This is a genomic window from Mycolicibacter sp. MU0083, from assembly GCF_963378075.1.
GTDB classification, from domain to species: Bacteria; Actinomycetota; Actinomycetes; order Mycobacteriales; family Mycobacteriaceae; genus Mycobacterium; species Mycobacterium kokjensenii.
In genome coordinates this window covers 2,739,536-2,763,060 of sequence record NZ_OY726394.1, presented here as the reverse complement: position 1 = coordinate 2,763,060, position 23,525 = coordinate 2,739,536, and the positions used below count along the sequence as shown (strand labels likewise).

Here is a 23,525-nt window from a genome sequence, read left to right as displayed (position 1 = left end):
ACGCCCTGCGAGCAGACGAATACGACAGTTTGTAGGAGGCCTATACCGATGCCGGGGGAGTCGGGGTTAGGATTCGACATAGTTTCCAGGGATGCCCATGTTTGGAGGAATCTTGACCGCCGAAGCACCCCCGCGCGCAGAGCTCGAGGCCAGTCGGCCCTTCCCTGCGCTGATGGGCCCCAAGGGCAGCCTGCTCTACAAGATGATCACCACCACCGATCACAAGCTGATCGGCATCATGTACTGCGTAGCCTGCATGGCCTTCTTCATGATCGGTGGCCTGCTCGCGCTGCTCATGCGCACCGAACTCGCGGTGCCGGGCCTGCAGTTCCTGTCCAACGAGCAGTTCAACCAGCTGTTCACCATGCACGGCACGGTGATGCTGCTGTTCTACGCGACCCCGATCGTGTTCGGATTCGCCAACCTGGTGCTGCCGCTGCAGATCGGCGCCCCGGACGTGGCCTTCCCGCGCCTGAACGCCTTCTCCTTCTGGCTGTTCCTGTTCGGCGCGACCATCGCACTGGCCGGCTTCATCACCCCCGGCGGCGCCGCCGACTTCGGCTGGACCGGCTACACCCCGCTGAGCGACGCGGTGCACTCGCCGGGCGCCGGTGGTGACCTGTGGATCGTCGGCCTGGCCGTCGGTGGTCTGGGCACCATCCTGGGTGCGGTGAACATGATCACCACCGTGGCCTGCATGCGTGCGCCCGGTATGACCATGTTCCGGATGCCGATCTTCACCTGGAACATCCTGGTGACGTCGATCCTGGTGCTGATCGTCTTCCCGCTGCTGACCGCCGCACTGTTGGGCCTGGCCGTCGACCGCCACCTGGGCGGGCACATCTACGACTCCGCCAACGGTGGCGTGCTGCTGTGGCAGCACCTGTTCTGGTTCTTCGGTCACCCCGAGGTGTACATCATCGCGCTGCCGTTCTTCGGCATCGTCAGCGAAGTGTTCCCGGTGTTCTCGCGCAAGCCGATCTTCGGCTACGTCACGCTGGTGTACGCGACGCTGAGCATCGCCGCACTGTCGACCGCGGTGTGGGCGCACCACATGTTCGCCACCGGTGCGGTGCTGCTGCCGTTCTTCTCGCTGCTGACCCTGATGATCGCGATCCCGACCGGTCTGAAGTTCTTCAACTGGATCGGCACCATGTGGCGGGGACAGCTCACCTTCGAGACCCCGATGCTGTTCGCGATCGGCTTCATCGTGACGTTCCTGGCCGGCGGCCTGACCGGCGTCATGCTCGCCAGCCCGCCGCTGGACTTCCACGTCAGCGACAGCTACTTCCTGATCGCGCACTTCCACTACGTGCTGTTCGGCACCATCGTGTTCGCCACCTTCTCCGGGATCTACTTCTGGTTCCCGAAGATGACCGGCCGACTGCTGGACGAACGTCTCGGCAAGCTGCACTTCTGGCTGACGTTCATCGGCTTCCACACCACGTTCCTGATCCAGCACTGGGTGGGCAACATGGGTATGCCGCGTCGCTACGCCGACTACCTGGACACCGACAACTTCACCTCGTACAACATCGTCTCCACCGTCGGTGCCTTCATCCTCGGCTCGTCGATGATCGCCTTCACCTGGAACGTCTTCAAGAGCTGGCGGTACGGCGAGGTCGTCACCGTCGACGACCCGTGGGGTTACGGCAACTCGCTGGAGTGGGCCACCAGCTGCCCGCCGCCGCGGCACAACTTCACCGAGCTGCCCCGGATCCGTTCGGAGCGCCCGGCGTTCGAGCTGCACTACCCGCACATGATCGATCGGCTGCGCGCCGAGGCACACGTCGGCCGTCACCCCGGTGACGAGCTGTACGAACCCGCAAACGCTTGATGAGCCCGTCGAGGGAGAGGCGGCGCCCGGTGCAACCGGGCGCCCGCCGGAGGTGAGTGCAGCCAAGGTGCCGGTGCTGGTCACCGTCACCGGTGTCGATCAACCGGGCGTGACGTCGGCGCTGTTCGAAGTGCTGGCACGGCACCGGGTCGAGTTGCTCAACGTCGAACAGGTCGTCGTCCGTGGACGCCTGACACTGGGCGTGCTGATCTCGGTGGACTCCGAGGTGGCCGACGGGACCGGCCTCGGCGACGAGGTCACCGCGGCGATCGAGGCGGTGGGCCTGGACGTCACGATCGAGCGCGGCGACGGTGCCCCGATCATCGCCGAGCCCTCCACCCACCGGATCGTGGTGTTGGGCCGACCGGTGGCCGCGACCGCACTCGGGGCGCTGGCCGGCGAGATCGCCGACATCGACGCCAACATCGACATGATCCGCGGGGTATCGGACTACCCGGTGACCGGGCTGGAACTGCGGGTGACCGTGCCCGCCGGTGCGGCCGGACGGTTGCAGTCCGCGCTGAGCAGGGTCGCCGCGCAGCAGCAGGTCGACGTGGCGTTCCAGGACGCCAGCCTGTCGCGCCGCACCAAGCGCCTGATCGTGTTCGACGTCGACTCCACCTTGATCCAGGGTGAGGTCATCGAGATGCTCGCCGAGCGTGCCGGCGCCGGTGACGCCGTCGCCGCGATCACCGAGGCGGCGATGCGCGGCGAACTGGACTTCGCCGAGTCGCTGCACCAGCGGGTGTCCACGCTGGCCGGCCTGCCCGCGAGTGTCGTCGACGAGGTGGCCGCCGAGATCGAGCTGACTCCCGGTGCGCGCACGACGGTTCGCACGCTGCGCCGCCTGGGGTTCAAGTGCGGCGTGGTGTCCGGTGGCTTCCAGCAGGTGATCGCGCCGCTGGCCGAGGATCTGCAGCTGGATTTCGTGGCGGCCAACGAGCTGGAGATCGTCGACGGAAAACTCACCGGCCGGGTGCGCGGTCCGGTGGTGGACCGGCCGGGCAAGGCGGAGGCGCTGCGGGAGTTCGCCGCCCGGGCCGGCGTGCCGTTGGAGCAGACCGTGGCGGTCGGCGACGGCGCCAACGATATCGACATGCTCTCCGCGGCGGGGCTGGGCGTGGCGTTCAACGCCAAGCCGGCGCTGCGTGAAGTGGCGGACGCCTCCCTGAGCCATCCCTACCTGGACACCGTGCTGTTCCTGCTCGGTGTCACGCGTGCCGAGATCGAGGCCGCCGACGCCCACGACGGGGTGTTGCGCCGGGTCGAGATACCGCCGGCCTAGGGCCGGATCGGCGTCGCGCCGGGGCGGCCGACGCACACGGTGCGATCAACGGCACCCGGCGGCCCGCCGCCGGGCCGCGGTACGGCACGATAGGGCAGTGCCCGATATCGGATGTCTCGCCTCTGCACCGGGGGCCGACCAGGATCTGCTGATCCAATTCGAGGGCGTGTCGCTGTCTCGCGGCGGACGCTGTCTGGTCGGCCCGTTGGACTGGTCGGTGGAACTCGACGAACGCTGGGTGATCATCGGCCCCAACGGCGCCGGCAAGACGTCGTTGCTGCGGATCGCCGCGGCGACCGAGCACCCGTCGTCGGGGGTGGCCTACGTACTCGGCGAGCGGCTGGGCCGGGTCGACACCACCGAACTGCGCTCCCGCATCGGGCTGAGCTCGTCGTCGCTGGCACAGCGGATACCGAGCGACGAGACCGTCAGCGACCTGGTGATCTCGGCCGGCTACGCCGTACTGGGCCGGTGGCGGGAGACCTACGACGCCGTCGACCGCGATCGCGCCCTCGACATGCTCGAGAGCCTGGGCGCCGAGCACCTGGCCGACCGCACCTACGGCACCCTGTCCGAAGGTGAGCGCAAACGGGTGCTGATCGCACGTGCGCTGATGACCGATCCGGAATTGCTGCTGCTCGACGAGCCGGCGGCCGGTCTGGACCTGGGCGGCCGGGAGGAACTGGTGGCCCGGCTCGGGGAACTGGCCGCCGACCCGGATGCGCCGGCGCTGGTGCTGGTCACCCACCATGTGGAGGAGATCCCGATCGGCTTCACCCACTGCTTGCTGTTGTCCGAGGGGCGTACCGTGGCCGCCGGCCTGCTCGGCGACGTGCTGACCGCGGAGAACCTGTCGGCCGCATTCGGCCAATCCATCGCATTGGACGTCATCGACGGGCGGTACTTCGCCCGCCGGACCCGTAGTCGAGCAGCCCACCGGAGGCGCGTATGAGCGACCCGCAGCTACCACCGCTGCCCACTCGACCCGCCGCGACGGTGATGTTGGTGCGCGAGAGCAGCGCCGCCGGCGACGGGCTCGACGTGTTCCTGATGCGCCGCCACGCCGCCATGGAATTCGCCGCCGGCGTGATGGTGTTCCCCGGCGGTGGCGTGGACGACCGCGACCGCAGCACCGAGATCGACTGGCACGGCCCGGACCCGGCCTGGTGGGCGCAGCGCTTCGGGGTCGACGTCGACCTGGCCGCGGCCTTGGTGTGCGCCGCCGCGCGGGAGACGTTCGAGGAGTCCGGGGTGCTGTTCGCCGGCCCCGCCGACGACGCGGAGCGGGTCGTCGGCGATGCATCGGTGTACGCCGACGCCCGGCGTGCGCTGACCGCCGGTGAGCTGTCCTTCGCGGACTTCCTGCGCACCGAGAAGCTGACCATGCATGCCGAATTGCTGCGTCCCTGGGCGAACTGGGTGACGCCGGAGGCGGAGCGGACCCGGCGCTATGACACCTACTTCTTCGTCGGCGCCCTGCCGGCCGGGCAGCGCGCGGACGGCGAGAACACCGAATCCGACCGGGCCGGGTGGCAGACGCCCGAAGCCGCGATCGAGGAGTTCGCGGCCGGACACACCTTCTTGCTGCCGCCGACCTGGACACAACTGGACTCGCTCACCGGCCGCAGTGTGGACGCGGTGATGGCCGTCGAACGCCAGATCGTGGTGGTGCAACCCGATCTGGCTCGACGCGGCGACAACTGGGAGATCGAGTTCTTCAACTCCGATCGTTACAACGCAGCACGGGGAAAGCGGTGGCCGGGATGAGCGAATTCGTAACGGTTGAGACCTCGCCCGACGAGCCCGGGATCGCCACCCTGCTGGTGTCGCGGGCGCCCACCAACACGCTGACCCGACAGGTCTACCGGGAGATCGCCGCGGCCGCGGCCGACGTCTCCGCCCGCGACGACGTGGCCGTCGTGGTGCTCTACGGCGGTCATGCGATCTTCAGCGCCGGCGACGACGCACCCGAACTGGGCACCCTGATCGCCGCCGAGGCCGAGGTGTTCGCCCGGGTTCGGCACGAGGCGGTGCAGGCGGTGGCGGCCATCGCGAAGCCGACGGTGGCCGCGATCACCGGTTACGCGCTGGGCAGCGGGTTGACGCTGGCGACGGCCGCGGACTGGCGCGTCAGCGGAGACAACGTCAAATTCGGCGCCACCGAGATCCTGTCCGGCCGGGCGGCCGACGGAGGCGGGCTGGCCAGGCTGGCCCGGACGATCGGTGCCGGTCGCGCGAAGGAGCTGGCCTACAGCGGGCGGTTCTTCGACGCCGAGGAGGCGCTCGCCCTGGGTGTGATCGACGAGATGGTGGCACCCGACGGCGTCTACGACGCGGCCCTGACCTGGGCGCGCCGCTTCGTCGGCGTGCCGGTGCCGGCGATGGCCGCGGCCAAGGCCTCGATCGACGCTGTCGAGACGCTGTCGCCGGCTGAGCGTGCGTTTGCTGACCACCGCCGCTACGGCGGGTTGTTCCCGGCCGGTGCCGGACCGGCGGAGGCTAGGAGCTAGCCGCCACGCCGAGGCGACTTGGCGACGTATCGGTTTGTTTTCACGGTTTTATCAGCTAACGTCCAGTCACCGGCGAAAGCCGTCACGATCTCGGCGTTAGGAAGATCCCATGCATTCATTTGCTATGCGTCCCTGGACCACCGCGGCCGTCGCGCTCCTGGGTGCGGGTGCGGTAGCGGCTTCCCCGGTCGTGCTGCCGATGCCCGGCGCCGTGGCGATCGACTACATGCTCGCCGCCGAGAACATCACCCTCGACCTGATCCGCCACGGCCAGTCGGCGGACAACGCCGAAGGTGTGCTGGGCACGCTTCCGCCGGGTGCTCCACTCACCGAACTCGGGGCGGAGCAGGCGGCGTTCCTGGCCGATCCCGACAACCCGCAGCACCTTGCCGACCCCGGCTTCTACGACGGCATCTACGCCTCGGAGCTGATCCGTTCGCAGCTGACCGCAGCGGGGTGGCTCGGTGGCACCGACGCGCCGGACAGCCATGTGGAGATTCTGGCCGGGCTCAACGAGATCAACGCCGGGTGGTTCGAGGGGAAGGACCTCGACACCCTGACCGAGATCGCCTACGCGCTGCCGACGTTCCTGTGGGCGATGGGTCTGTACTGGGTGCCGATGCTCGGATCGGACATCGACCCCAACGGGGTGGCCTTCAACGACCGGGTCACCGAGGCGATCGATGTGATCTACAACCACAGCATCGCCGACGAGGACAACTCGCTGAGCAACGTGGCGTTCGCGCACGCCGGAACGATCGCGATCTGGACCCTGATGAACGTCAAGAACCCCGACTTCGGACTGGTCCTGGAAAACCTGCTGGACACCCACAACCCGCTGGTGAACACCGGCCAGGTCATCATCGAGGGCAACCCCACCGACGGCTGGACGCTGGTGAGCTGGGCCGGTCAAGAGGTGGCCGAGACCCCGGATCTGCTGACCGGCCTGTTCGTGGATTGGCGGGACCTGAACACCGCGCCGCAGATCGCGGCATGGCACATCCTGGAGGCCCTGCAGGGCGGTGACCCGGACGAGTTCGCCGCGGCGCTGGAGACCGGGTTCAACCAGGTCGTCGACGCGTTCGCCGCGTTCCCGCAGGCGGTCATCGACACCATCACCGGGGCGCTGGGCGACTGACGTCCATAAGTGAACTTTTGGTGCGTTAAGCATTGACGTAGGTAATACGCGGGGTTACTTTCAGCGAGTTAATACGTTACGCAACGGAGCGTAGCGGAACGATGGAGCTCGCCGAAGGAGTCAAGGACATGCACCAAACCCGCCCCTGGGTCACCGCCGGAGTCGCGCTCGTCGGCGCCGGTGTCCTCGCGGCCACCCCGGTGGCCCCGATCGCTGCGCCGCTACCGGCGCCGGTCCTGCCCGGCATCCAGTTGACCGCCGTCGACATGGTCCTCGACCTGGTGCGACACGGACAATCCGAGGACAACGTGTCCGGCATCATCGGGACGACCCCGCCGGGCGCACCGCTGACCGACCTCGGCTGGGAACAGGCCGCCGCACTCGCCGACCCCGACAACCCCCAGCACCTGCAAGACCCCGACTTCTACAACGGGATCTATGCCTCGGGGTTCATCCGGCCCCAGGAGACCGCCGAGGGCTGGCTGACCGCCGCGGGCGCCCCCGACACCCCGGTCACGGTCCTGCCGGGCCTCAACGAGGTCAATGCCGGCATCCTCGAGGGCACCAACCAGTCGGACCAGATGACCGCGTTGATGTACCTGGTGGCGCCGCTGGCGTGGATGTTCGGCCAGTACTGGGTGCCGCAGTTGGGCTCGACGATCGACCCGAACGGGATGGCGTTCCAAGACCGGTTCGGCGGTGCGGTCGACCAGATCTACGCCAACGGCGGCGACGTCGGCGAGGACGGGGATCTGCACAACGTGGCGTTCGCGCACGCGCTGTCGATCGCCACCTGGGTGATGATGAACGTCAAGAACCCCGATTTCGGGCTGTTCTTCTCCTCGCTCACCGCGGGCATCCTGCCCAACACCGGGCAGGTCGTGATCGAGGGCAATCCCACCGACGGCTGGACGCTGGTCAGCTGGAACGGGGAAGAGGTGTCGGAGACCCCGAGCCTGCTCAGCGGACTGATCGTCGACTTCCGCGATCTGATCACCGCGCCGCAGATGGCCGGCTGGCACATCATGACGGCCCTGCAGGGCGGTGATCTCGACGAGATCGGCGCCGCGCTGCAGGCCGGCTTCACCGACGTGTTCAACGCGATCGCCGCGTTCCCGCAGGCGGTCATCGACACCATCACCGGTTCGATGGGCGATCTGGCCGGTGGGGATGCGGGCGACGCGATGGGGGACCTGCTGGCGATCCTGGCCGGCTGAGCCGCAGGGGGCCGGGCGTGGCGCGTCCCCGCCGCGCCCGGCGTCACCCGGCGTTCGTCGTCGGGGTGGGTATTGCCCCGCCGGCGACCCCCGCCTAGAGTGTGATAACGGTCACATCTGCTCTGTCTGGGGGGATAGACATGCAGCGAGCCGTCAACCGTGCGCGGGCAGCCGTCGGTATCGCACTGATCGGATGCGGCCTCGGCGCCGCCGCGCCGGTGGCGGCTACGGCCGCCGCAGGATCGGCCTGGGCGGTCCGGCTCACCGCCGGTGCCGAGCAGATCACGCTGGACCTGGTGCGGCACGGCCAGTCGACCGACGACCTCAACGACATCCTCGGCACACTCCCGCCCGGCGCACCGCTGTCGGATGCCGGCGTCCAGCAGGCGAACACCGTCGCGGCCGCCATCCAGGACGAGTTCCCCGGCGGCCTCGCCGGCATCTACGCCTCCGATCTCATCCGCACCCAGCAGACGGCAGCTCCGCTGGCCGCGGCACTGGGGATGGACGTCGGGCTGTTGAGCGGGCTCAACGAGGTCGGCGCCGGCATCTTCGAGGGCCAGCCCCGCGACCTGGTGACCGAGATCGGCTATTTCGCGCCGATGGCGGCGTGGGTGCTCGGATTTCCCCTGGTCTCGGAGTTCGGGTCCATCAACGGTGTGCAGTTCGACGATCAGGTCGGCGGTGCCGTGGACGCCATCTACCACGACACCGTCGACGCCGGCGGGCCGTTGGCCGACGTGGCGTACACCAGCGGCGGGGTGATCGCGATCTGGACGCTGATGAATGTCAAGAACCCGCCGATCGCGCTGCTGGTGCAGCAACTGCTCGAAACGCTCGGACCGCCCCCCAACGCGGGCCAGGCGATCCTGCAGGGCAACCCCACCGACGGCTGGACGATGGTCAGCTGGGACGGGACGGCCGTTCCGCAGACCCCGGACCTGCTCACCGGCTTGTTCGTCGACGTGCGAGACCTGATCTCCGCGCCGCAGGTGGCCGCCTGGCATATCTGGGAGGCACTGCAGGCCGGCGACCCGGACGGTATCGGCACCGCGCTGCAGACCGGCTTCACCGACGTGTTCAACGCGATCGCCGCGTTCCCGCAGGCGGTCATCGACACCATCACCGGCTCGATGGCCGACTCCGCCGGCGGGGATGCGGGCGATGCGCTGGGAGACCTGCTCGGAGCACTGGGGATCTGAGTCGGGCGGGGCCGCCGGGCGTGGTGTTTCCCCGCGCTACGCCCGGCTTCGCCGTAGCGGCGCGAACCGTTAGGCTGACCCACCATGACCAGTACGGACCCGACGCCGAACCCGCACGCCACCGCCGAACAGGTGGAAGCGGCTCGGCACGACAGCAAGCTCGCCCAGGTGCTCTATCACGACTGGGAGGCCGAACAGTACGACGAGAAGTGGTCGATCTCCTACGACGAGCGCTGTATCAACTACGCGCGCGGCCGCTTCGACGTGATCGTGCCCGAAGCCGAGCGGGCCGGCCTGCCCTATGACCGGGCGCTGGAGCTGGGCTGCGGAACCGGGTTCTTCCTGCTCAACCTGATGCAATCCGGGGTCGCTCAGCGCGGCTCGGTCACCGACCTGTCGCCGGGCATGGTCAAGGTCGCCACCCGCAACGGCAAGAACCTGGGCTTGGACGTCGACGGCCGGGTCGCCGACGCCGAGGGGATCCCCTACGAGGACAACACCTTCGACCTGGTGGTCGGGCACGCGGTGCTGCACCACATCCCGGACGTCGAGTTGTCGCTGCGCGAAGTGATGCGGGTCCTCAAGCCCGGTGGCCGGTTCGTGTTCGCCGGTGAGCCCACCACGGTCGGCAACTTCTACGCCCGCCGGCTGGCCGACCTGACCTGGAAGACCACCGTCGCCGCGATGAAGCTGCCCGGGATGGGTTCCTGGCGACGGCCGCAGGAGGAACTCGACGAGAACTCGCGTGCGGCGGCCCTGGAATGGATCGTCGACCTGCACACCTTCGAGCCCAGTGACCTGGAACGGATGGCGACCAACGCCGGCGCGATCGAGGTGCGTACCGCCAGCGAAGAGTTCACCGCCGCCATGCTCGGCTGGCCGGTGCGTACCTTCGAGTCCACGGTGCCCCCGGGCAAGCTCGGCTGGAAGTGGGCGAAGTTCGCCTTCGGCGGCTGGACCACCCTGAGCTGGCTGGACGCCAACGTGCTCAGCCGAGTGGTCCCCAAGGGCTGGTTCTACAACGTGATGATCACCGGGGTCAAACCGTCCTAGAGTTCAGCCCCGACGACGTCGGCTACCTGCGTTCGGCAGGCGGCGTCGCCGCACTGGCCGAGGCCGCCGGATTCGCCTTGACCGAGGCCACCCGGGTCGCCGACGTCGCCGAACTGCGCGGTCGTTTCGGGCAGCGGGCACCTGCCCTGGTCGAGACCGTGCTGCTGCGCCGACGCGCGACGGCGAAGCTGACCGAACTGCCGGAGACGGCGCAGTGGCTGTTCACCGACGAGGCGCTGCAACAGGCCAGCGCGGCGCCGGTGGCACGGCACCGGGCCCGACGATTGGTCGCGGCCGCGTCGGGCGCCGCCGTCCACGACGTGACCTGCTCGATCGGCACCGAACTGGCGGTGCTGTCGGAGCTGACCGACCGCATCCTCGGCAGCGATCTCGACCCGGTGCGGTTGGCGATGGCGCGCCACAACCTGCCCGGGACGGCCGTGCTGCGCGCCGATGCCCTGGCGCCGGTCAGTCGGGGAACCGTGGTGCTGGCCGACCCGGGCCGGCGAAGCGGCGGGCGGCGGCGCTTCGACCCGGCTGACTACCAGCCCGCACTGGATCGGCTGTTCGAGGTGTACTCCGACCGTGATTTCGCCGTAAAAGCCGCTCCCGGAATCGATTTCGACAAGATCGAGATGCTCGGTTTCCGCGGCGAGATCGAGATCGTCTCCTGGCGTGCCTCGGTGCGCGAGGCCTGCCTGTGGTCACCCGGGTTGGCCGGACCCGGGGTGCGCCGCCGGGCCACGATCCTCGACCGTGACGAGCAGATCACCGACGCCGACCCCGACGACTGCGAGGTGCGTCCGGCGGGTCGCTGGATCGTCGACCCGGACGGAGCGGTGGTGCGGGCCGGTCTGGTCCGCCACTACGGTGCGCGGCACGGATTGTGGCAGCTCGACCCCGACATCGCCTACCTCTCCGGCGACGAATTGCCGGACGGTGTCCGCGGATTCGAGGTACTGGAGACGCTGGCCTACAGCGAGAAGCGTCTTCGTCAGGCGTTGACGGCCCACGACTGCGGGGCACTGGAGATCCTGGTGCGCGGCGTGCGCGATGTGCAGGCCGATCCGGACGGACTGCGCCGCCGGTTGCGGCTACGCGGATCGGTGCCCCTGTCGGTCGTGATCACCCGGATCGGGACGGGGCCGGCGGCGCGCGCGATTGCGTTCGTCTGTCGTCCGTCGCGCTGAGCGGCCCGGTAGGCTATCGGCTTCCGGCCCATTCCTCTTGCTGCGGCAAGGCGAGACAAAGCGAGACGAACCGACGATGCGCATTCTGGTGGCCGCCCTGCTGACGGGTGGGGTAGTGGGCAGTTGGTTGGGTGTGACGGGTGCGCCCTCGGCGGGTGCGACCTCGCCCTGCGCCGAACTGGGCGGCTCGATCGAATCCGGCCAGTGCCACGTGCATGCCTCGAACGCCAGCTACACCCTCGACATGAGATTCCCGGTCGACTATCCCGACCAGCAGACCCTCACCGACTACCTGGTGCAGAACCGCGACGGGTTCTTGACCGTGGCCAAGTCGCCGGGGTCGCGGGACATGCCCTACGAAATGGACGCCACCTCCGAGCAGCACCGCTCCGGTCAAGCCCCCAAGGGCACCCAGAGCGTCGTGCTGAAGATCTTCCAGGATCTCGGCGGGCCGCAACCGTCCACCTGGTATCAGTCGTTCAACTACGACCTGGCGACCCGCAAGCCGATCACCTTCGAGACACTGTTCGCGCCCAACAGCAAGCCGCTGGAGGCGATCTTTCCGCTCGTGCAGCGCGACCTGGAGCGCCAGACCGGAGTGCCGGCGTTCCTGATCTCGTCGGGCTCGGGCATGGATCCGACGCACTACCAGAACTTCGCCATCACCAACGAGGACGTGATCTTCTACTTCGCCCCCGGTGAACTGCTGCCGATGAGCTCCGGCGCCACCTCGGTGAAGGTGCCGCGCGCCGCGATCCCGCCGCTGGCCGTCTAGATCCGGTCGCCAGGTCAGGCCGGGGCGAAGCTGAACACCTGGCCCGCGCTGGTGGCGACCACCACCCGCCGGTCGTTGCCGACCGACACCCCGAGCGGGAAACCGCGGGCCTCGGGCAACGGGTAGCTGTTGACGGTGCGGCCGTCGGCCGGGTCGAACACCATCAGCGACAGGCCGGCCGGGCCCAGGCTGGTGCCCGACACGACCGTGTAGCCGACCTTGCCCGCCAGACTCGACGCGGACAACGGCGCGGTGTCCTCACGCCGCCATACCTCTTCGGCGGCGTCGCCCCGATCGCGGAACGCGACCAGCTCGGTGTCGGGGCCGCCACCGGAGACGATCAATCCGTCGGGCGTCACCGCGGGCGGGGTCTGGGCCAGGAACTTCAACGGCACCGACCATTTCGCGCTGCCGTCGGAGGCATCGAGCGCCCACAGGCGCTGGTCGCGCCCGTTGACGTAGACCGTCGACCCATCGGCGGACAACACCGGGCTGGCCAGCACACCGGCCGCGACGGCGTCGCTGGCCCATTCCTGGGTGAGCAGCGGTGTGCCCCCCGGGTGGTATCTGAGTCCCACCAGGCCGGATTCCTTGGCTCCCGGCTGCCACAGGCTCACCACCACGGTGTTACTCGCCGCGGAGAACGCGGGCGCAGAGGCCACCGGGCAGTCCGGGCGGGCCGGTGCGCAGTCGGACAGTCCGCGCTGGAAGTCGGTCGGATCGACGCCGTCCACCAGATCCAACGGGGTGCCGGTGACGGTGCCGCGGTGGGCGTCGAAGATCAGCACCTGCCCCAGATGGGTGACCACCAGCAGCAGGCCGTCGCCGAGGATCCGGGGAGTCGACGGCATTCCGATCACCGGTGCCCGCCACCGGATCCACTGCGTCGGCGGGAACGACAGCATCGCACCGGGCTGCCCGACGTAGACGTTGTCGAAACCGTCGATGAGCGGTCCGAAGAACTCGCCGCCCTGATGCAGGCGGGTGCACCAGCGCTGCCGGCCACGGTCGGCGTTCTCCCACTGCATCAGCGAGCAGCCGTCGTCCGTCGCGGCGTTGAGCACCATCCAGCCGTGCACACCCAGGGCGGGCTGCGCCCCCAACTCGCCCTTGACCGAGCGAATCCAGTCCAATTGCAGGTCGGTGGCGCCGGAGGTCGCGGTGTGACTGCTGTTGGCGGCGTCGGCGTACTGGGCGGGCCAGCCCGGCGCCGGGGCGGCATCGACGCACGAGTCGGTGTTGGCGCAGCCGCCCAGCAGCACGGCCGTCACCGCCAGTGCGAGTCCGGCCAGGGCACCACGTCGCCGCAACACAGTGGCAATCCCCAATCCTCGGCCGGGTGTGTGAACAATCCAGGTGAGGGTAGCGCGTGCCCGGAGACCGCTCGCGTAGGCTTTCCGGCCATGACGACGATGTGGGGTGCTCCGATCCACAAACGCTGGCGGGGTTCGCGGCTGCGCGACCCGCGCCAGGCCAAGTTCCTCACGCTGGCCTCGCTGCGATGGGTGCTGGCCAATAAGGCCTACACCCCGTGGTACCTGGTGCGCTACTGGCGACTGCTGAAGTTCAAACTGGCCAACCCGCACATCGTCACCCGCGGCATGGTGTTCCTGGGCAAGGACGTGGAGATCCAGGCCACCCCGGAGATGTCCTACATGGAGATCGGCCGCTGGGTGCACATCGGCGACAAGAACACCATCCGGGCGCACGAGGGATCACTGCGGTTCGGCGACAAGGTGGTGCTGGGGCGCGACAACGTCATCAACACCTACCTCGACATCGAACTCGGCGATTCGGTGCTGATGGCCGACTGGTGCTACGTCTGCGACTTCGACCACAAGATGGACGACATCACCTATCCGATCAAAGACCAGGGCATCATCAAGAGCCCGGTCCGGATCGGACCCGACACCTGGGTCGCGACCAAGGTCACCATCCTGCGCGACACCAGCATCGGCCGCGGCTGCGTCCTGGGCGCCCACGCGGTGGTCAAGGGCGTCATCCCCGACTATTCGATCGCGGTCGGTGCACCGGCGAAGGTGGTCAAGAACCGCAAACTGGCCTGGGAGACCACCGCCGCCGAGCGGGCCGAATTGGCGGCCGCGCTGGCCGATATCGAGCGCAAGAAGGCCGCTCAGGGCTGAGTGGTGTCGGTGACGCGGCCGCGCGTGGTCATCGCAGGCCTGGGCGACAGCGGCGTACTGACCGCCATCCGGTTGGCCGGGCACGCCGAGGTGGTCGGAATCTCGGTCAAACCCGCGCTGGTCAGCGGCCAAGAACTCGGGCTGCGGTTGTCTCGCCCCGAACGGTGGGCCAGGGAGTACTGGCTGCCGTTCGACCGCCTCGGCCGCCTGGACGGGGTGCGCACCGTGCACGGCGCGGTATCCGGGGTCGATTTCGAGGCCCGCGAGGTCTCGGTCGTGTGCGCCGACGGCTCCCGTCGGGTGGAGCCCTACGACGCGCTGGTGATCGCGACCGGGGTCAGCAACGGGTTCTGGCGTCGTGCCACCACCCAGTCGGCCGGTGACGTGGCCGCCGAACTGACCGACGCGCACGCCCGGCTGCAATCGGCGGAATCGGTGTGCATCATCGGCGGCGGCGCCGCCGCGGTCAGCAGTGCGGCCAACATCGCCCGCACCTGGCCCGGCAAGCCCGTCAACCTGTACTTTCCCGGGCAGCGGGCGCTGCGCGAACACCACCGGCGGGTCTGGGACACCGTCGCCCGCCGGCTGACCGACGCCGGAGTGGTGCTGCACCCCGAACACCGCGCGGTGATCCCCGCCGGCTTCGACTGCGACCGCATCACCGCCGGGCCGGTGCACTGGAGCACCGGACAACCACCGGCGTCGGCGGATGCGGTGCTGTGGGCGATCGGCCGGGTGCGGCCCAATACCGGCTGGTTGCCGGCCGGGCTGCTCGACGACGACGGATTCGTGCGGGTGCAGCCGGACCTGCGGGTGCCGGGGCACCCACGGGTGTTCGCCATCGGTGACGTCGCGGCAACCGATCCGCTGCGCAGCTCGGCCCGTAACCGCGCCGACGGTTTGCTCGCGCGTAACGTGCGCGCCGCGCTGAACGGCCGGCCGTTGCGCCACTACCGGCCGCACACCCGACGCTGGGGTTCGGTGCTGGGACCGCAGCCCGAGGGCCTGGAGGTGTTCGCCCCGTCGGGGCGGGCGTTCCGCTTCCCGGCGTGGTCCGTCGACCGGGTGCTGTATCCGTGGATCGTGCGGCGCGGCATCTATCGCGGCGTTCGTCGCAACGATCCGCTGGGAGCTGTCAGACTCGAGTCATGACGCCGACATTCTCGGACGTGTACCGCGAGAAGTATCTGCTGCTGACCACCTTCACCAAGGACGGCAGGCCCAAACCGACCCCGGTCTGGGGGGTGCCCGTCGACGGCCGGCTGCTCATCATCACCGATGACGGATCGTGGAAGACCAAGCGGATCAACAACACTCCGCGAGTCACCATCGGAAAATGCGGCGTACTGGGCAAACCCAAGGGTGAACCCGTCGAGGCCGTGGCCCGAGTACTGCCCAAATCCGAGACCCGGCGTGTCTACGACGCCGTCGTCAAGCGGTACTGGTGGCACGCCTGGTGGTTCGTCCCGCATTCGCTCGTGCGCGGCGGTATCGACAAGGTCCACATCGGTCTGGAGATCACCCCCGCCGGTTGAGGCGGACGGGCAGACTGGGCAGATGCCCTCGGTGCTGTGGTTCCGCCGCGATCTGCGCCTGCGCGACCTGCCGACGGTGCCGGCCGCCGCCGACGGCGGTGAGGTGCTGGCCTGCTTCGTGCTGGATCCGCGGCTGGAAGCGTCCGCGGGCCCGCGCAGGATGGCGTATCTGAGTGCGGCACTGCGGGAACTGCACGACCGCCTCGACGGACGGCTGCTGGTGACCCGCGGACGCCCCGAGGAGCGCATCCCGCAGCTCGTGGCCCACATCGGCGCCTCGGCGGTACACGTCAGCGAAGACTTCGCCCCGTTCGGACGCCGACGGGATGCCCGCGTGGCGACCGCGCTGGGCGAGGTGCCGCTGCTGGCCGCCGGATCGCCGTACCTGGTCTCACCCGGCCGGGTCAGGAAGGACGACGGCACCTTCTATCGAGTGTTCACCCCGTTCTATCGCCGCTGGCGCGACACGGGTTGGCGATCGCCGGCCCCGTCGCGGCCGGACGCGGTGCGCTGGGTCGATCCCCGGGGGTTCCCCGACCGGGTGGCGATCCCCAACCCGCCGATCGAACCGGGGTTCGCCGCGGGCGAGACGGCGGCGACCCGCAGCTGGACGCAGTTCGTCGACGGCGGTCTCGACGACTATGCGCGTAACCGCGACCGCCCGGATCTCGACGGTGGCTCCAAAATGTCGGCGCATCTGAAGTTCGGGACCATCCATCCCCGCACCATGGCCGCCGATCTCGATCTGCGCCGCGAGGGACACCAGGCGTATCTGCGCGAGCTGGCATTCCGGGACTTCTACGCCGCCGTGCTGCATCACTGGCCGCGCAGTGCCTGGCAGAACTGGAACGGCGTCTTCGACGGCATCGAGACCGACCGCGACGAGGACGCATGCCGCCGGTTCGCGGCCTGGCAGCAGGGCCGTACCGGCTACCCGATGGTGGATGCGGGCATGCGCCAACTGCTGCACACCGGATTCATGCACAACCGGGTCCGGATGTTGGCGGCCTCGTTTCTGGTCAAAGACCTGCACCTGCCCTGGCAGTGGGGCGCCCGGTGGTTCCTCGAGCAACTGGTCGACGCGGACCTGGCCAGCAATCAGCACGGGTGGCAGTGGTGCGCCGGCAGTGGCACCGACGCCGCACCCTATTTTCGGGTGTTCAACCCGAGCACCCAGGGCAAGAAGTTCGATCCCGACGGTGCATACGTCCGCCGTTGGGTTCCGGAACTGGCCGATACCGACGATGCCCACCTGGTGAAAGGGCCGCGGCCCGGCGGCTATCCCGCGCCGATCGTCGACCACGCCCGGGAACGGCTCGAAGCGCTTCGGCGTTACCGCATGATCAGCGCGGCCCCGGCGGGGTGAGCAACCGTGACGCCGATCATGCGGTGAACCGCGCCGAAACGGGTATACGGCGGTATCGGATGTGCACCGCGCCCGTTCCCAACCCGACGTCGAAAGGCCACCCACCATGCGGATCTCCACGCTGCTCACCACGCTCGCCTCGGTTGCCGCGACGTCGGCCGTCGGTGGCCTGGCGACCGGACCGGCGGTGCAATCCGATTGGTATGCCCGACTGCGCAAGCCCGCCTACCAACCCCCGGCCCGGGTCTTTCCCATCGTCTGGCCGGCGCTGTACGCCGACATCGCGGTGGTCTCCGCGTCCGCAATCGACGGGCTGAATGAGGCCGGTGCAGCGGACCAGCGGCGGGCCTACCAACGTGCGCTGGCGGTCAACCTGGTGCTCAACGCCGGTTGGTCGTGGCTGTTCTTCAACCAGCGTCGGTTCGGCGCGGCGACGGTGCTCAGTGCCGTGTTGACGGCCAGCGGAGCCGACTTGGTCCGGCGCGCCACCCGAGCGCGCGGTCCCCGGGCGGCGGCACTGGCGCCGTATCCGCTGTGGTGTGCCTTCGCCACGGTCCTATCGGGCCATATCGCGGTGCTGAACCGTCGCGGCTGAGCTCGCCGTAGCGGCTAGCGGTCCGGCAGCGCGTGTTCGACGATGGGTCGGCGCGGCTGGGGCTCGCGGAGCCGACGCTTGGCCGCGAGATAGACCTGGGCGGTCTCGTCGGCGACGGTGTGCCAGTCGAAGTCGGAGCTGAGCCGTTCGCGGGCGGCCTCGGCGCGACGCTGGGCGGCCGCCGGATCCTGGAGAACGTCGCAGACCGCGGTGGCCAGCGCGGGCACATCGCGCGGCGGGCAGGACATACCGGTCTCACCGTTGATCACCGCTTCGCCGAGCCCACCGACGTTGGAGACCACCAGGGGGGTGCCGGCAGCGGCCGCCTCCAGGGCCGCCAGGCCGAACGGTTCGTAGTGGCTGGGCAGCACCGCCGCGTCGGCCCGGTGCAGCAGAGCCAACAGTTCGTCGTGATCGACCCGGCCGATGAACCGGGTCGCCTTGAGCACCTTGCTCTTTCGGGCGCACTCGAGAAGCCAGTCCTGCTGGGTTCCGTCGCCGGCGACGGTCAGCGTGGTCCCGGGGTGGGCGCGCCGGATCTTCGGCAGAGCGGCGATGATGTCGTGCACGCCCTTCTCGTATTCGAGACGTCCGACGAACAGCAGTTCCGGTGCTCCCTTACGCGGCTTCCGGCGGGCGAACGGCCAACGCGCGGCGTCGATTCCGTTGCGGATGACGGTGGTCTCGGACAATCCTGGACCGAACAGGTCGGTGATCTCGTCGCGCATGGACGCCGAGCAGGTGATCAGCGAGTCCGATTCCCGGACCAGCCAGGATTCCACAGCATGCACCTGGCGGCTCAACGGTCCCGACACCCAGCCGGAATGGCGTCCGGCCTCGGTCGCATGGATCGTGGAAACCAAAGGCACATCATAGAATTCGGCCAACGCGATGGCGGGGTGTGCCACCAGCCAGTCGTGGGCGTGCACCAGGTCGGGGCGCCACAGGCTCTGCCCGCCGTCGGTCTTCAACGACAATCCGGCCCGGACCATGGAATGGCCCATCGCCAGTGTCCAGGCCATCATGTCCTCACCGAAGGAGAACTCGTGCGGGTCCTGGGCCGCGGCGACCACCCGCACACCCTCGCTGATCTCGTCGGACGACGGGTGGGTGCTCGGGTCCGTGCCGTAGGGGCGGCGGCACAGCACGACGACATCGTGTCCGGCGGCGGCCAGTGCGGTCGACAGGTGATGGACATGGCGACCCAACCCGCCGATCACCACCGGTGGGTACTCCCACGACACCATCAGGATTTTCACGCGGCTGGTCCGTTCTGACGAGGCTGGTGCGAGGGTGCGCAAACGCGGTCGGAGGCCCGGCGTGCCGGCCGGGAAGGCGCACACGCGCGCCGGGGGGCGGAGCGGGGGGTCACCGTGGCAGCCTACGGGCATCCAGGGCGCCGAACAGGTCGTCGGCCTTATTCCATCCGTCGGCCAGGCGCTGCGCGGTTTCGCGATGACCGGCCGCCAGCGCGTCGGAGATCTCCCGGGTGGCGTGCGCGTGCAGCTGCGCGCGTGAGCGGGCGTACTCGGCGGCGGAGTCCTTGCTCACCATGAACGGCCAGTCACTGGAGACCGTCAGCAGTGCTTCCCGCAGGATCTGGTCGGCCACCCGATCGCGGGGCACCGGACCCGACGGCGTCGCCGACTGCGCCAAGGCCTTGTCGACGGCGTTCAACGCGGTCTCCACCACCTCGGAGTTCAGCTGTACCAGGTCGGCGACCTGGTCGCCGGACCACACCCGCCAGTCCTTGCCCGAACCCCACGAACCCGGCGGCAACTCGACGGACTCACCGACGAAACCGGTGTTGATCGCATCGGAGAGCGTTCCCACCCGAATACCGGCCTCCGGCAGTGCCCGCAGGACCCTGGCCAGCCAGGTCGGACCCTCGTACCACCAGTGACCGAACAGTTCGGTATCGAATGCGGCGACCACGTGCGCGGGCCGGCCGATGCGTTCGGATTCGCTCACCAGCCGGTTGCGGACCACCTCGACGAAATCGGCGACGTGGGTGTCGATCGCGGCATCGGCGCGCAGCGGGTCGTACGGCGCCTTCTGCTCGGGGGAGACGTTGCGGCCGGTCACCCGGGACGGCTTGAGGCCGGTTCGGTGGTCGTAGGTGTGGAAGTCCCGGTAGGCGTCGTGACCGGGGTAGCCCGACTTCGGCGACCAGACCCGGTAACTGACCGACAGGTCGCGGCCGAACGCGATGACGTCGGTGTCCCCGACGGGCCGGCCCAGCGCGGTGTCGCCGTGCAGCGACGGGCCGTCGACCATGAAGTGCGAGACCCCCGCGGCGGCGTAACCGTGTTCCAGCCCGGGCGTGTAGGCGCACTCCGGCGCCCAGATGCCGGTCGGACGGTGATCCAACCGCGCCCGGGCGTCGGCCAACCCCTCACGCAGCGCGAAGTCACGCAGCCGCGGCGCAAGCAGTGGCTGGAACGGATGGGCCAGCGGGCCGCCCAGCAGCTCCACCGTCTCGGCCTGCGCCAGCTCCCGCAGCAGCGGGCTGGCGCCGTGCCGCCACAGCAGTGCGAAGTCCTCGAGGGCCTGCTCGGTGGCGGCGCGTTCATGCAGCCCGAACGGACGCAGGTCCGCCAGCGTGGTGGCCTGCTCGGCGCGCAGTTGCCAGTTCGCCAGCCAGTGATGCATGCCGTCGAGGCAGTACGGGTCGTCGAGCTGGGCGGCGACCACCGGAGTGACCCCGAGCGTGAGCAGGTGTCGTCGTCCCTCGGCGGCCAGGGTCCGCAACACCCGCATCAGCGGCAGATAGGCGGCCGACCAGGATTGATACAGCCATTCCTCGCCGACCGGCCAACGACCGTGGTGGGCCAGCCACGGCAGGTGGGTGTGCAGGACCAGCGTGAACAGGCCCGGTACCGGGCCGCCGGATTTCGTCGTCACGGTCGCACCGCGATCGCCACCAGATCGAGGCTGTCATCGATGTCGCGTTCGGTGGCTTCCAGGATGTCGAAGTCGTCGCAGTCCACGGCCGCGACGTCGGCCAGCAGGTCGGCCGGCCAGGGGGCGTCGGCGACCGCCCGGGCGATCTGGGCGTCGATGATCGAGCCGCCGTGCCGGGCATCCATCGCCTGCAACGCCGGGCCGTGAAAGACCCCGAACATGCCGTCCATGGCGAAGCCGCCCTCGACCAGCAGTTCGGTCAGTTCGGCGGCGTTGAGTTCGCGGGTGTGGAACGGGTTGATGGGGGTGTCGCGCCCGGGGGAGAACGTGATCCGGTTGGGGGTCGAGATCATCAGCACCCCGCCGGGCCGCAGTACCCGCGCGCATTCGCCGATGAACTGTGCCTGATCCCACAGGTGCTCGATCACCTGGAAGTTGACCACGACGTCCACCGAGGCGTCGGGCAGCGGCAGTTCGGCGAGATTGCCCTGGATCGACTCCACCCGCGGGTAGCGGGACCGCACGTGAGCCACCGCCGCGTCGTCGTAGTCCAGGCCGATCACCCGCTCGGCCACGCCCGCGATCAGGTCGGCGCCGTAACCTTCGCCACAACCGGCCTCGAGGACGGTGCGGCCGACGCAACGCGGTGCCAGCCGCTCATAGACCACCTCGTGGCGCCGGAACCAGTAGTTCTCGACGTCGAGTCCGGGGATGGTGCGTTCCCCGGTCAGCGGCAGCGTGGTGGTGCCGGGCGGCGTGCCGGTGGGGTCGCCGGCGGGTTTCGTAGATTTCATCGCACAGGCAGGCTAACGCGAAGGCCGCGGTTCACGAACCGGCTACCCCGCACTGGCCATATCACGACCCGCTACTCTGTACAGGCGAACCGCACTAAGTTACCGGCGAGTAGCATGGTGGTGCGGCTGCGTGAATCGCTGCCCCGTCTTGCGGCCCGCCGTCGCAGGACCCCTTCGAGGAGGACGAACCACTCTCATGACGAACATCGTGGTCCTGATCAAACAGGTCCCAGACACCGGCTCGGAGCGCAAGCTCAGCGACGGTGACTTCACTCTGGACCGTGACGCTGCCGACGCCGTGCTCGATGAGATCAACGAGCGGGCCGTCGAAGCCGCGCTGCAGATCCGTGAGGCCGAAGGCGCCGAAGGCACTGTGACCGTGCTGACCGCCGGACCGGAGCGCGCCACCGAGGCGATCCGCAAGGCGCTGTCGATGGGTGCCGACAAGGCCGTGCACATCCTCGACGACGGCCTGAAGGGCTCCGACGTCGTCCAGACCGGTTGGGCGCTGGCCCGGGCCCTGGGCGCCATCGAGGGCACCGAGCTGGTCATCGCCGGCAACGAGTCCACCGACGGTGTCGGCGGTGCGGTTCCGGCGATCATCGCCGAGTACCTGGGTCTGCCGCAGCTGACCCACCTGCGCAGCCTGACCGTCGAGGGCGACAAGGTCACCGGTGAGCGCGAGACCGACGAGGGCGTCTTCGGCCTGGAGGCGTCGCTGCCGGCCGTGGTCAGTGTCACCGAGCGGATCAACGAGCCGCGCTTCCCGTCCTTCAAGGGCATCATGGCCGCCAAGAAGAAGGAAGTCACCGTGCTCACCCTGGCCGAGATCGGCGTCGAGGCCGACGAGGTCGGCATCGCCACCGCCGGTTGCAAGGTGACCGGGTCGACCCCGAAGCCGCCGAAGACCGCCGGCGAGAAGGTCACCGACGAGGGCGACGGCGGCACCAAGATCGCCGAATACCTGGTCGGCCAGAAAATCATCTAAGCGATCCCCGGACCTGGAAGAAGACGGATAAACACATGGCTGAAGTACTTGTGCTCGTCGAGCACGCTGATGGAGCGCTGAAAAAGGTCAGCTCCGAACTGATCACCGCCGCGCGTGAGCTCGGCGAGCCGTCGGCGGTCGTCGTCGGTGCCCCCGGCACCGCCGCCCCGCTGGTCGACGGTCTGAAGGAGGCCGGCGCCGCCAAGATCTACGTCGCCGAGTCCGAGGTGGCGGAGAGCTACCTGGTCACCCCGGTCGTGGACGTGCTGGCCGCACTGGCCGAGTCGGCCACCCCGGCGGCGGTGCTGATCGCCGCCAACGCCAACGGCAAGGAGGTCGCCGGTCGGCTGGCCGCCCGCATCGGTTCGGGGCTGCTGGTCGACGTGGTCGCCGTCAAGGCCGGTAACAAGGTGGTGCACTCGATCTTCGGTGGTGCCTTCACCGTCGAGGCCGAGCCCACCGGCGACACCCCGGTCATCACCGTGCGTGCCGGTGCCATCGAGGCGGCCCCGGCCGCCGGTGCCGGTGAGCAGGTCACGGTCGAGGTTCCCGCCCCCGCGGAGAACGCCACCAAGATCACCTCGCGTCAGCCGGCCGTGGCCGGTGACCGTCCCGAGCTCACCGAGGCCGCGATCGTGGTCTCCGGTGGCCGCGGTGTCGGTAGTGCGGAGAGCTTCTCGGTGGTCGAAGAACTCGCCGACTCCCTCGGCGGGGCCGTTGGTGCCTCGCGTGCCGCGGTCGACTCGGGCTACTACCCGGGCCAGTTCCAGATCGGCCAGACCGGCAAGACGGTCGCCCCGCAGCTCTACATCGCGCTGGGCATCTCCGGTGCCATCCAGCACCGGGCCGGCATGCAGACGTCCAAGACCATCGTCGTGGTCAACAAGGACGAAGAGGCGCCGATCTTCGAGATCGCCGACTACGGCATCGTGGGTGACCTGTTCAACGTCGCCCCGCAGCTGACTGAGGCGGTCAAGGCCCGCAAGGGTTAA

22 protein-coding genes are annotated in these 23,525 nt (G+C 69.1%); 18 read left to right on the top strand and 4 right to left on the bottom strand.

The features are described 5' to 3' along the window. Positions 1 to 112 precede the first annotated feature (112 nt). The 11 genes from ctaD to RCP38_RS12835 all read left to right on the top strand — a co-directional run bounded on the left by ctaD (position 113) and on the right by RCP38_RS12835 (position 12,207). Positions 113 to 1,837 (top strand): aa3-type cytochrome oxidase subunit I, encoded by a 1,725-nt coding sequence (gene ctaD, locus RCP38_RS12885; protein ID WP_308477263.1) that lies wholly within the window; start codon positions 113 to 115, stop codon positions 1,835 to 1,837. A 52-nt stretch (positions 1,838 to 1,889) separates the two neighbouring features. After that, complete coding sequence (serB, locus tag RCP38_RS12880; protein ID WP_308473337.1) at positions 1,890 to 3,122, top strand: phosphoserine phosphatase SerB; 1,233 nt, start codon at positions 1,890 to 1,892, stop codon at positions 3,120 to 3,122. A 97-nt stretch (positions 3,123 to 3,219) separates the two neighbouring features. Continuing rightward, on the top strand, positions 3,220 to 4,074 hold the full coding sequence (locus RCP38_RS12875) for an ABC transporter ATP-binding protein (RefSeq protein WP_308473336.1): 855 nt from the start codon (positions 3,220 to 3,222) through the stop codon (positions 4,072 to 4,074). Further along, positions 4,071 to 4,889 carry an NUDIX hydrolase gene (locus RCP38_RS12870; RefSeq protein ID WP_308473335.1) on the top strand — a complete coding sequence of 273 codons (819 nt, stop codon included), beginning with the start codon at positions 4,071 to 4,073 and terminating at the stop codon, positions 4,887 to 4,889. Before RCP38_RS12875 ends, RCP38_RS12870 begins: the two co-directional genes overlap by 4 nt. Next, positions 4,886 to 5,632, top strand: coding sequence for an enoyl-CoA hydratase (locus RCP38_RS12865; protein ID WP_308473334.1), 747 nt, complete (start codon positions 4,886 to 4,888; stop codon positions 5,630 to 5,632). The genes RCP38_RS12870 and RCP38_RS12865 overlap by 4 nt, the downstream gene beginning before the upstream one ends. 109 nt (positions 5,633 to 5,741) lie before the next feature. Then, positions 5,742 to 6,770: a histidine phosphatase family protein gene (locus RCP38_RS12860; protein ID WP_308473333.1), complete on the top strand. Its 1,029-nt coding sequence runs from the start codon at positions 5,742 to 5,744 to the stop codon at positions 6,768 to 6,770. Between the two features lie 128 nt (positions 6,771 to 6,898). Continuing rightward, positions 6,899 to 7,987: a histidine phosphatase family protein gene (locus RCP38_RS12855; RefSeq protein WP_308473332.1), complete on the top strand. Its 1,089-nt coding sequence runs from the start codon at positions 6,899 to 6,901 to the stop codon at positions 7,985 to 7,987. Between the two features lie 140 nt (positions 7,988 to 8,127). Then, positions 8,128 to 9,189 (top strand): histidine phosphatase family protein, encoded by a 1,062-nt coding sequence (locus tag RCP38_RS12850; protein WP_308473331.1) that lies wholly within the window; start codon positions 8,128 to 8,130, stop codon positions 9,187 to 9,189. A gap of 84 nt (positions 9,190 to 9,273) precedes the next feature. Further along, the gene (locus RCP38_RS12845) at positions 9,274 to 10,242 is read left to right on the top strand and encodes a class I SAM-dependent methyltransferase (RefSeq protein WP_308473330.1); all 969 of its coding nucleotides are present in this window, start codon (positions 9,274 to 9,276) and stop codon (positions 10,240 to 10,242) included. Further along, the gene (locus RCP38_RS12840) at positions 10,200 to 11,432 is read left to right on the top strand and encodes a THUMP-like domain-containing protein (RefSeq protein WP_308477262.1); all 1,233 of its coding nucleotides are present in this window, start codon (positions 10,200 to 10,202) and stop codon (positions 11,430 to 11,432) included. The genes RCP38_RS12845 and RCP38_RS12840 overlap by 43 nt, the downstream gene beginning before the upstream one ends. 76 nt (positions 11,433 to 11,508) lie before the next feature. Beyond that, entirely contained in the window at positions 11,509 to 12,207 is a 699-nt protein-coding gene (locus tag RCP38_RS12835; RefSeq protein WP_308473329.1) for an esterase, read from the top strand. A 14-nt stretch (positions 12,208 to 12,221) separates the two neighbouring features. Here RCP38_RS12835 and RCP38_RS12830 read toward each other — a convergent pair whose 3' ends face one another. Then, positions 12,222 to 13,520, bottom strand: a complete 1,299-nt coding sequence (locus tag RCP38_RS12830) for an outer membrane protein assembly factor BamB (RefSeq protein WP_308473328.1) — start codon at positions 13,518 to 13,520, stop codon at positions 12,222 to 12,224. Positions 13,521 to 13,610: 90 nt separating this feature from the next. Between RCP38_RS12830 and RCP38_RS12825 the strand changes: the two genes are divergently transcribed. The 5 genes from RCP38_RS12825 (at position 13,611) to RCP38_RS12805 (ending at position 17,847) form a co-directional block, all read left to right on the top strand. Continuing rightward, positions 13,611 to 14,351: an acyltransferase gene (locus RCP38_RS12825; protein WP_308473327.1), complete on the top strand. Its 741-nt coding sequence runs from the start codon at positions 13,611 to 13,613 to the stop codon at positions 14,349 to 14,351. Positions 14,352 to 14,360: 9 nt separating this feature from the next. Then, positions 14,361 to 15,503, top strand: a complete 1,143-nt coding sequence (locus tag RCP38_RS12820) for an FAD-dependent oxidoreductase (RefSeq protein WP_308473326.1) — start codon at positions 14,361 to 14,363, stop codon at positions 15,501 to 15,503. Further along, positions 15,500 to 15,886, top strand: coding sequence for a PPOX class F420-dependent oxidoreductase (locus RCP38_RS12815; protein ID WP_308473325.1), 387 nt, complete (start codon positions 15,500 to 15,502; stop codon positions 15,884 to 15,886). The genes RCP38_RS12820 and RCP38_RS12815 overlap by 4 nt, the downstream gene beginning before the upstream one ends. 22 nt (positions 15,887 to 15,908) lie before the next feature. Further along, on the top strand, positions 15,909 to 17,252 hold the full coding sequence (locus tag RCP38_RS12810; protein WP_308473324.1) for a cryptochrome/photolyase family protein: 1,344 nt from the start codon (positions 15,909 to 15,911) through the stop codon (positions 17,250 to 17,252). 106 nt (positions 17,253 to 17,358) lie between these two features. Beyond that, positions 17,359 to 17,847 carry a TspO/MBR family protein gene (locus RCP38_RS12805; protein WP_308473323.1) on the top strand — a complete coding sequence of 163 codons (489 nt, stop codon included), beginning with the start codon at positions 17,359 to 17,361 and terminating at the stop codon, positions 17,845 to 17,847. 14 nt (positions 17,848 to 17,861) lie between these two features. On the opposite strand, the gene RCP38_RS12800 is transcribed toward RCP38_RS12805, so the two are convergent. The 3 genes from RCP38_RS12800 to RCP38_RS12790 all read right to left on the bottom strand — a co-directional run bounded on the left by RCP38_RS12800 (position 17,862) and on the right by RCP38_RS12790 (position 21,545). After that, positions 17,862 to 19,106, bottom strand: coding sequence for a glycosyltransferase family 4 protein (locus RCP38_RS12800; RefSeq protein ID WP_308473322.1), 1,245 nt, complete (start codon positions 19,104 to 19,106; stop codon positions 17,862 to 17,864). Positions 19,107 to 19,215: 109 nt separating this feature from the next. Beyond that, entirely contained in the window at positions 19,216 to 20,751 is a 1,536-nt protein-coding gene (locus tag RCP38_RS12795) for a glycoside hydrolase family 57 protein (RefSeq protein WP_308473321.1), read from the bottom strand. Beyond that, positions 20,748 to 21,545: a class I SAM-dependent methyltransferase gene (locus tag RCP38_RS12790; protein WP_308473320.1), complete on the bottom strand. Its 798-nt coding sequence runs from the start codon at positions 21,543 to 21,545 to the stop codon at positions 20,748 to 20,750. The genes RCP38_RS12795 and RCP38_RS12790 overlap by 4 nt, the downstream gene beginning before the upstream one ends. 196 nt (positions 21,546 to 21,741) lie before the next feature. Here RCP38_RS12790 and RCP38_RS12785 point away from each other — a divergent pair, with 196 nt between their 5' ends. Together RCP38_RS12785 and RCP38_RS12780 are read left to right on the top strand one after the other, a co-directional pair. Continuing rightward, positions 21,742 to 22,533, top strand: a complete 792-nt coding sequence (locus RCP38_RS12785; RefSeq protein ID WP_308473319.1) for an electron transfer flavoprotein subunit beta/FixA family protein — start codon at positions 21,742 to 21,744, stop codon at positions 22,531 to 22,533. Between the two features lie 35 nt (positions 22,534 to 22,568). Further along, positions 22,569 to 23,525, top strand: coding sequence for an electron transfer flavoprotein subunit alpha/FixB family protein (locus tag RCP38_RS12780; RefSeq protein WP_308473318.1), 957 nt, complete (start codon positions 22,569 to 22,571; stop codon positions 23,523 to 23,525).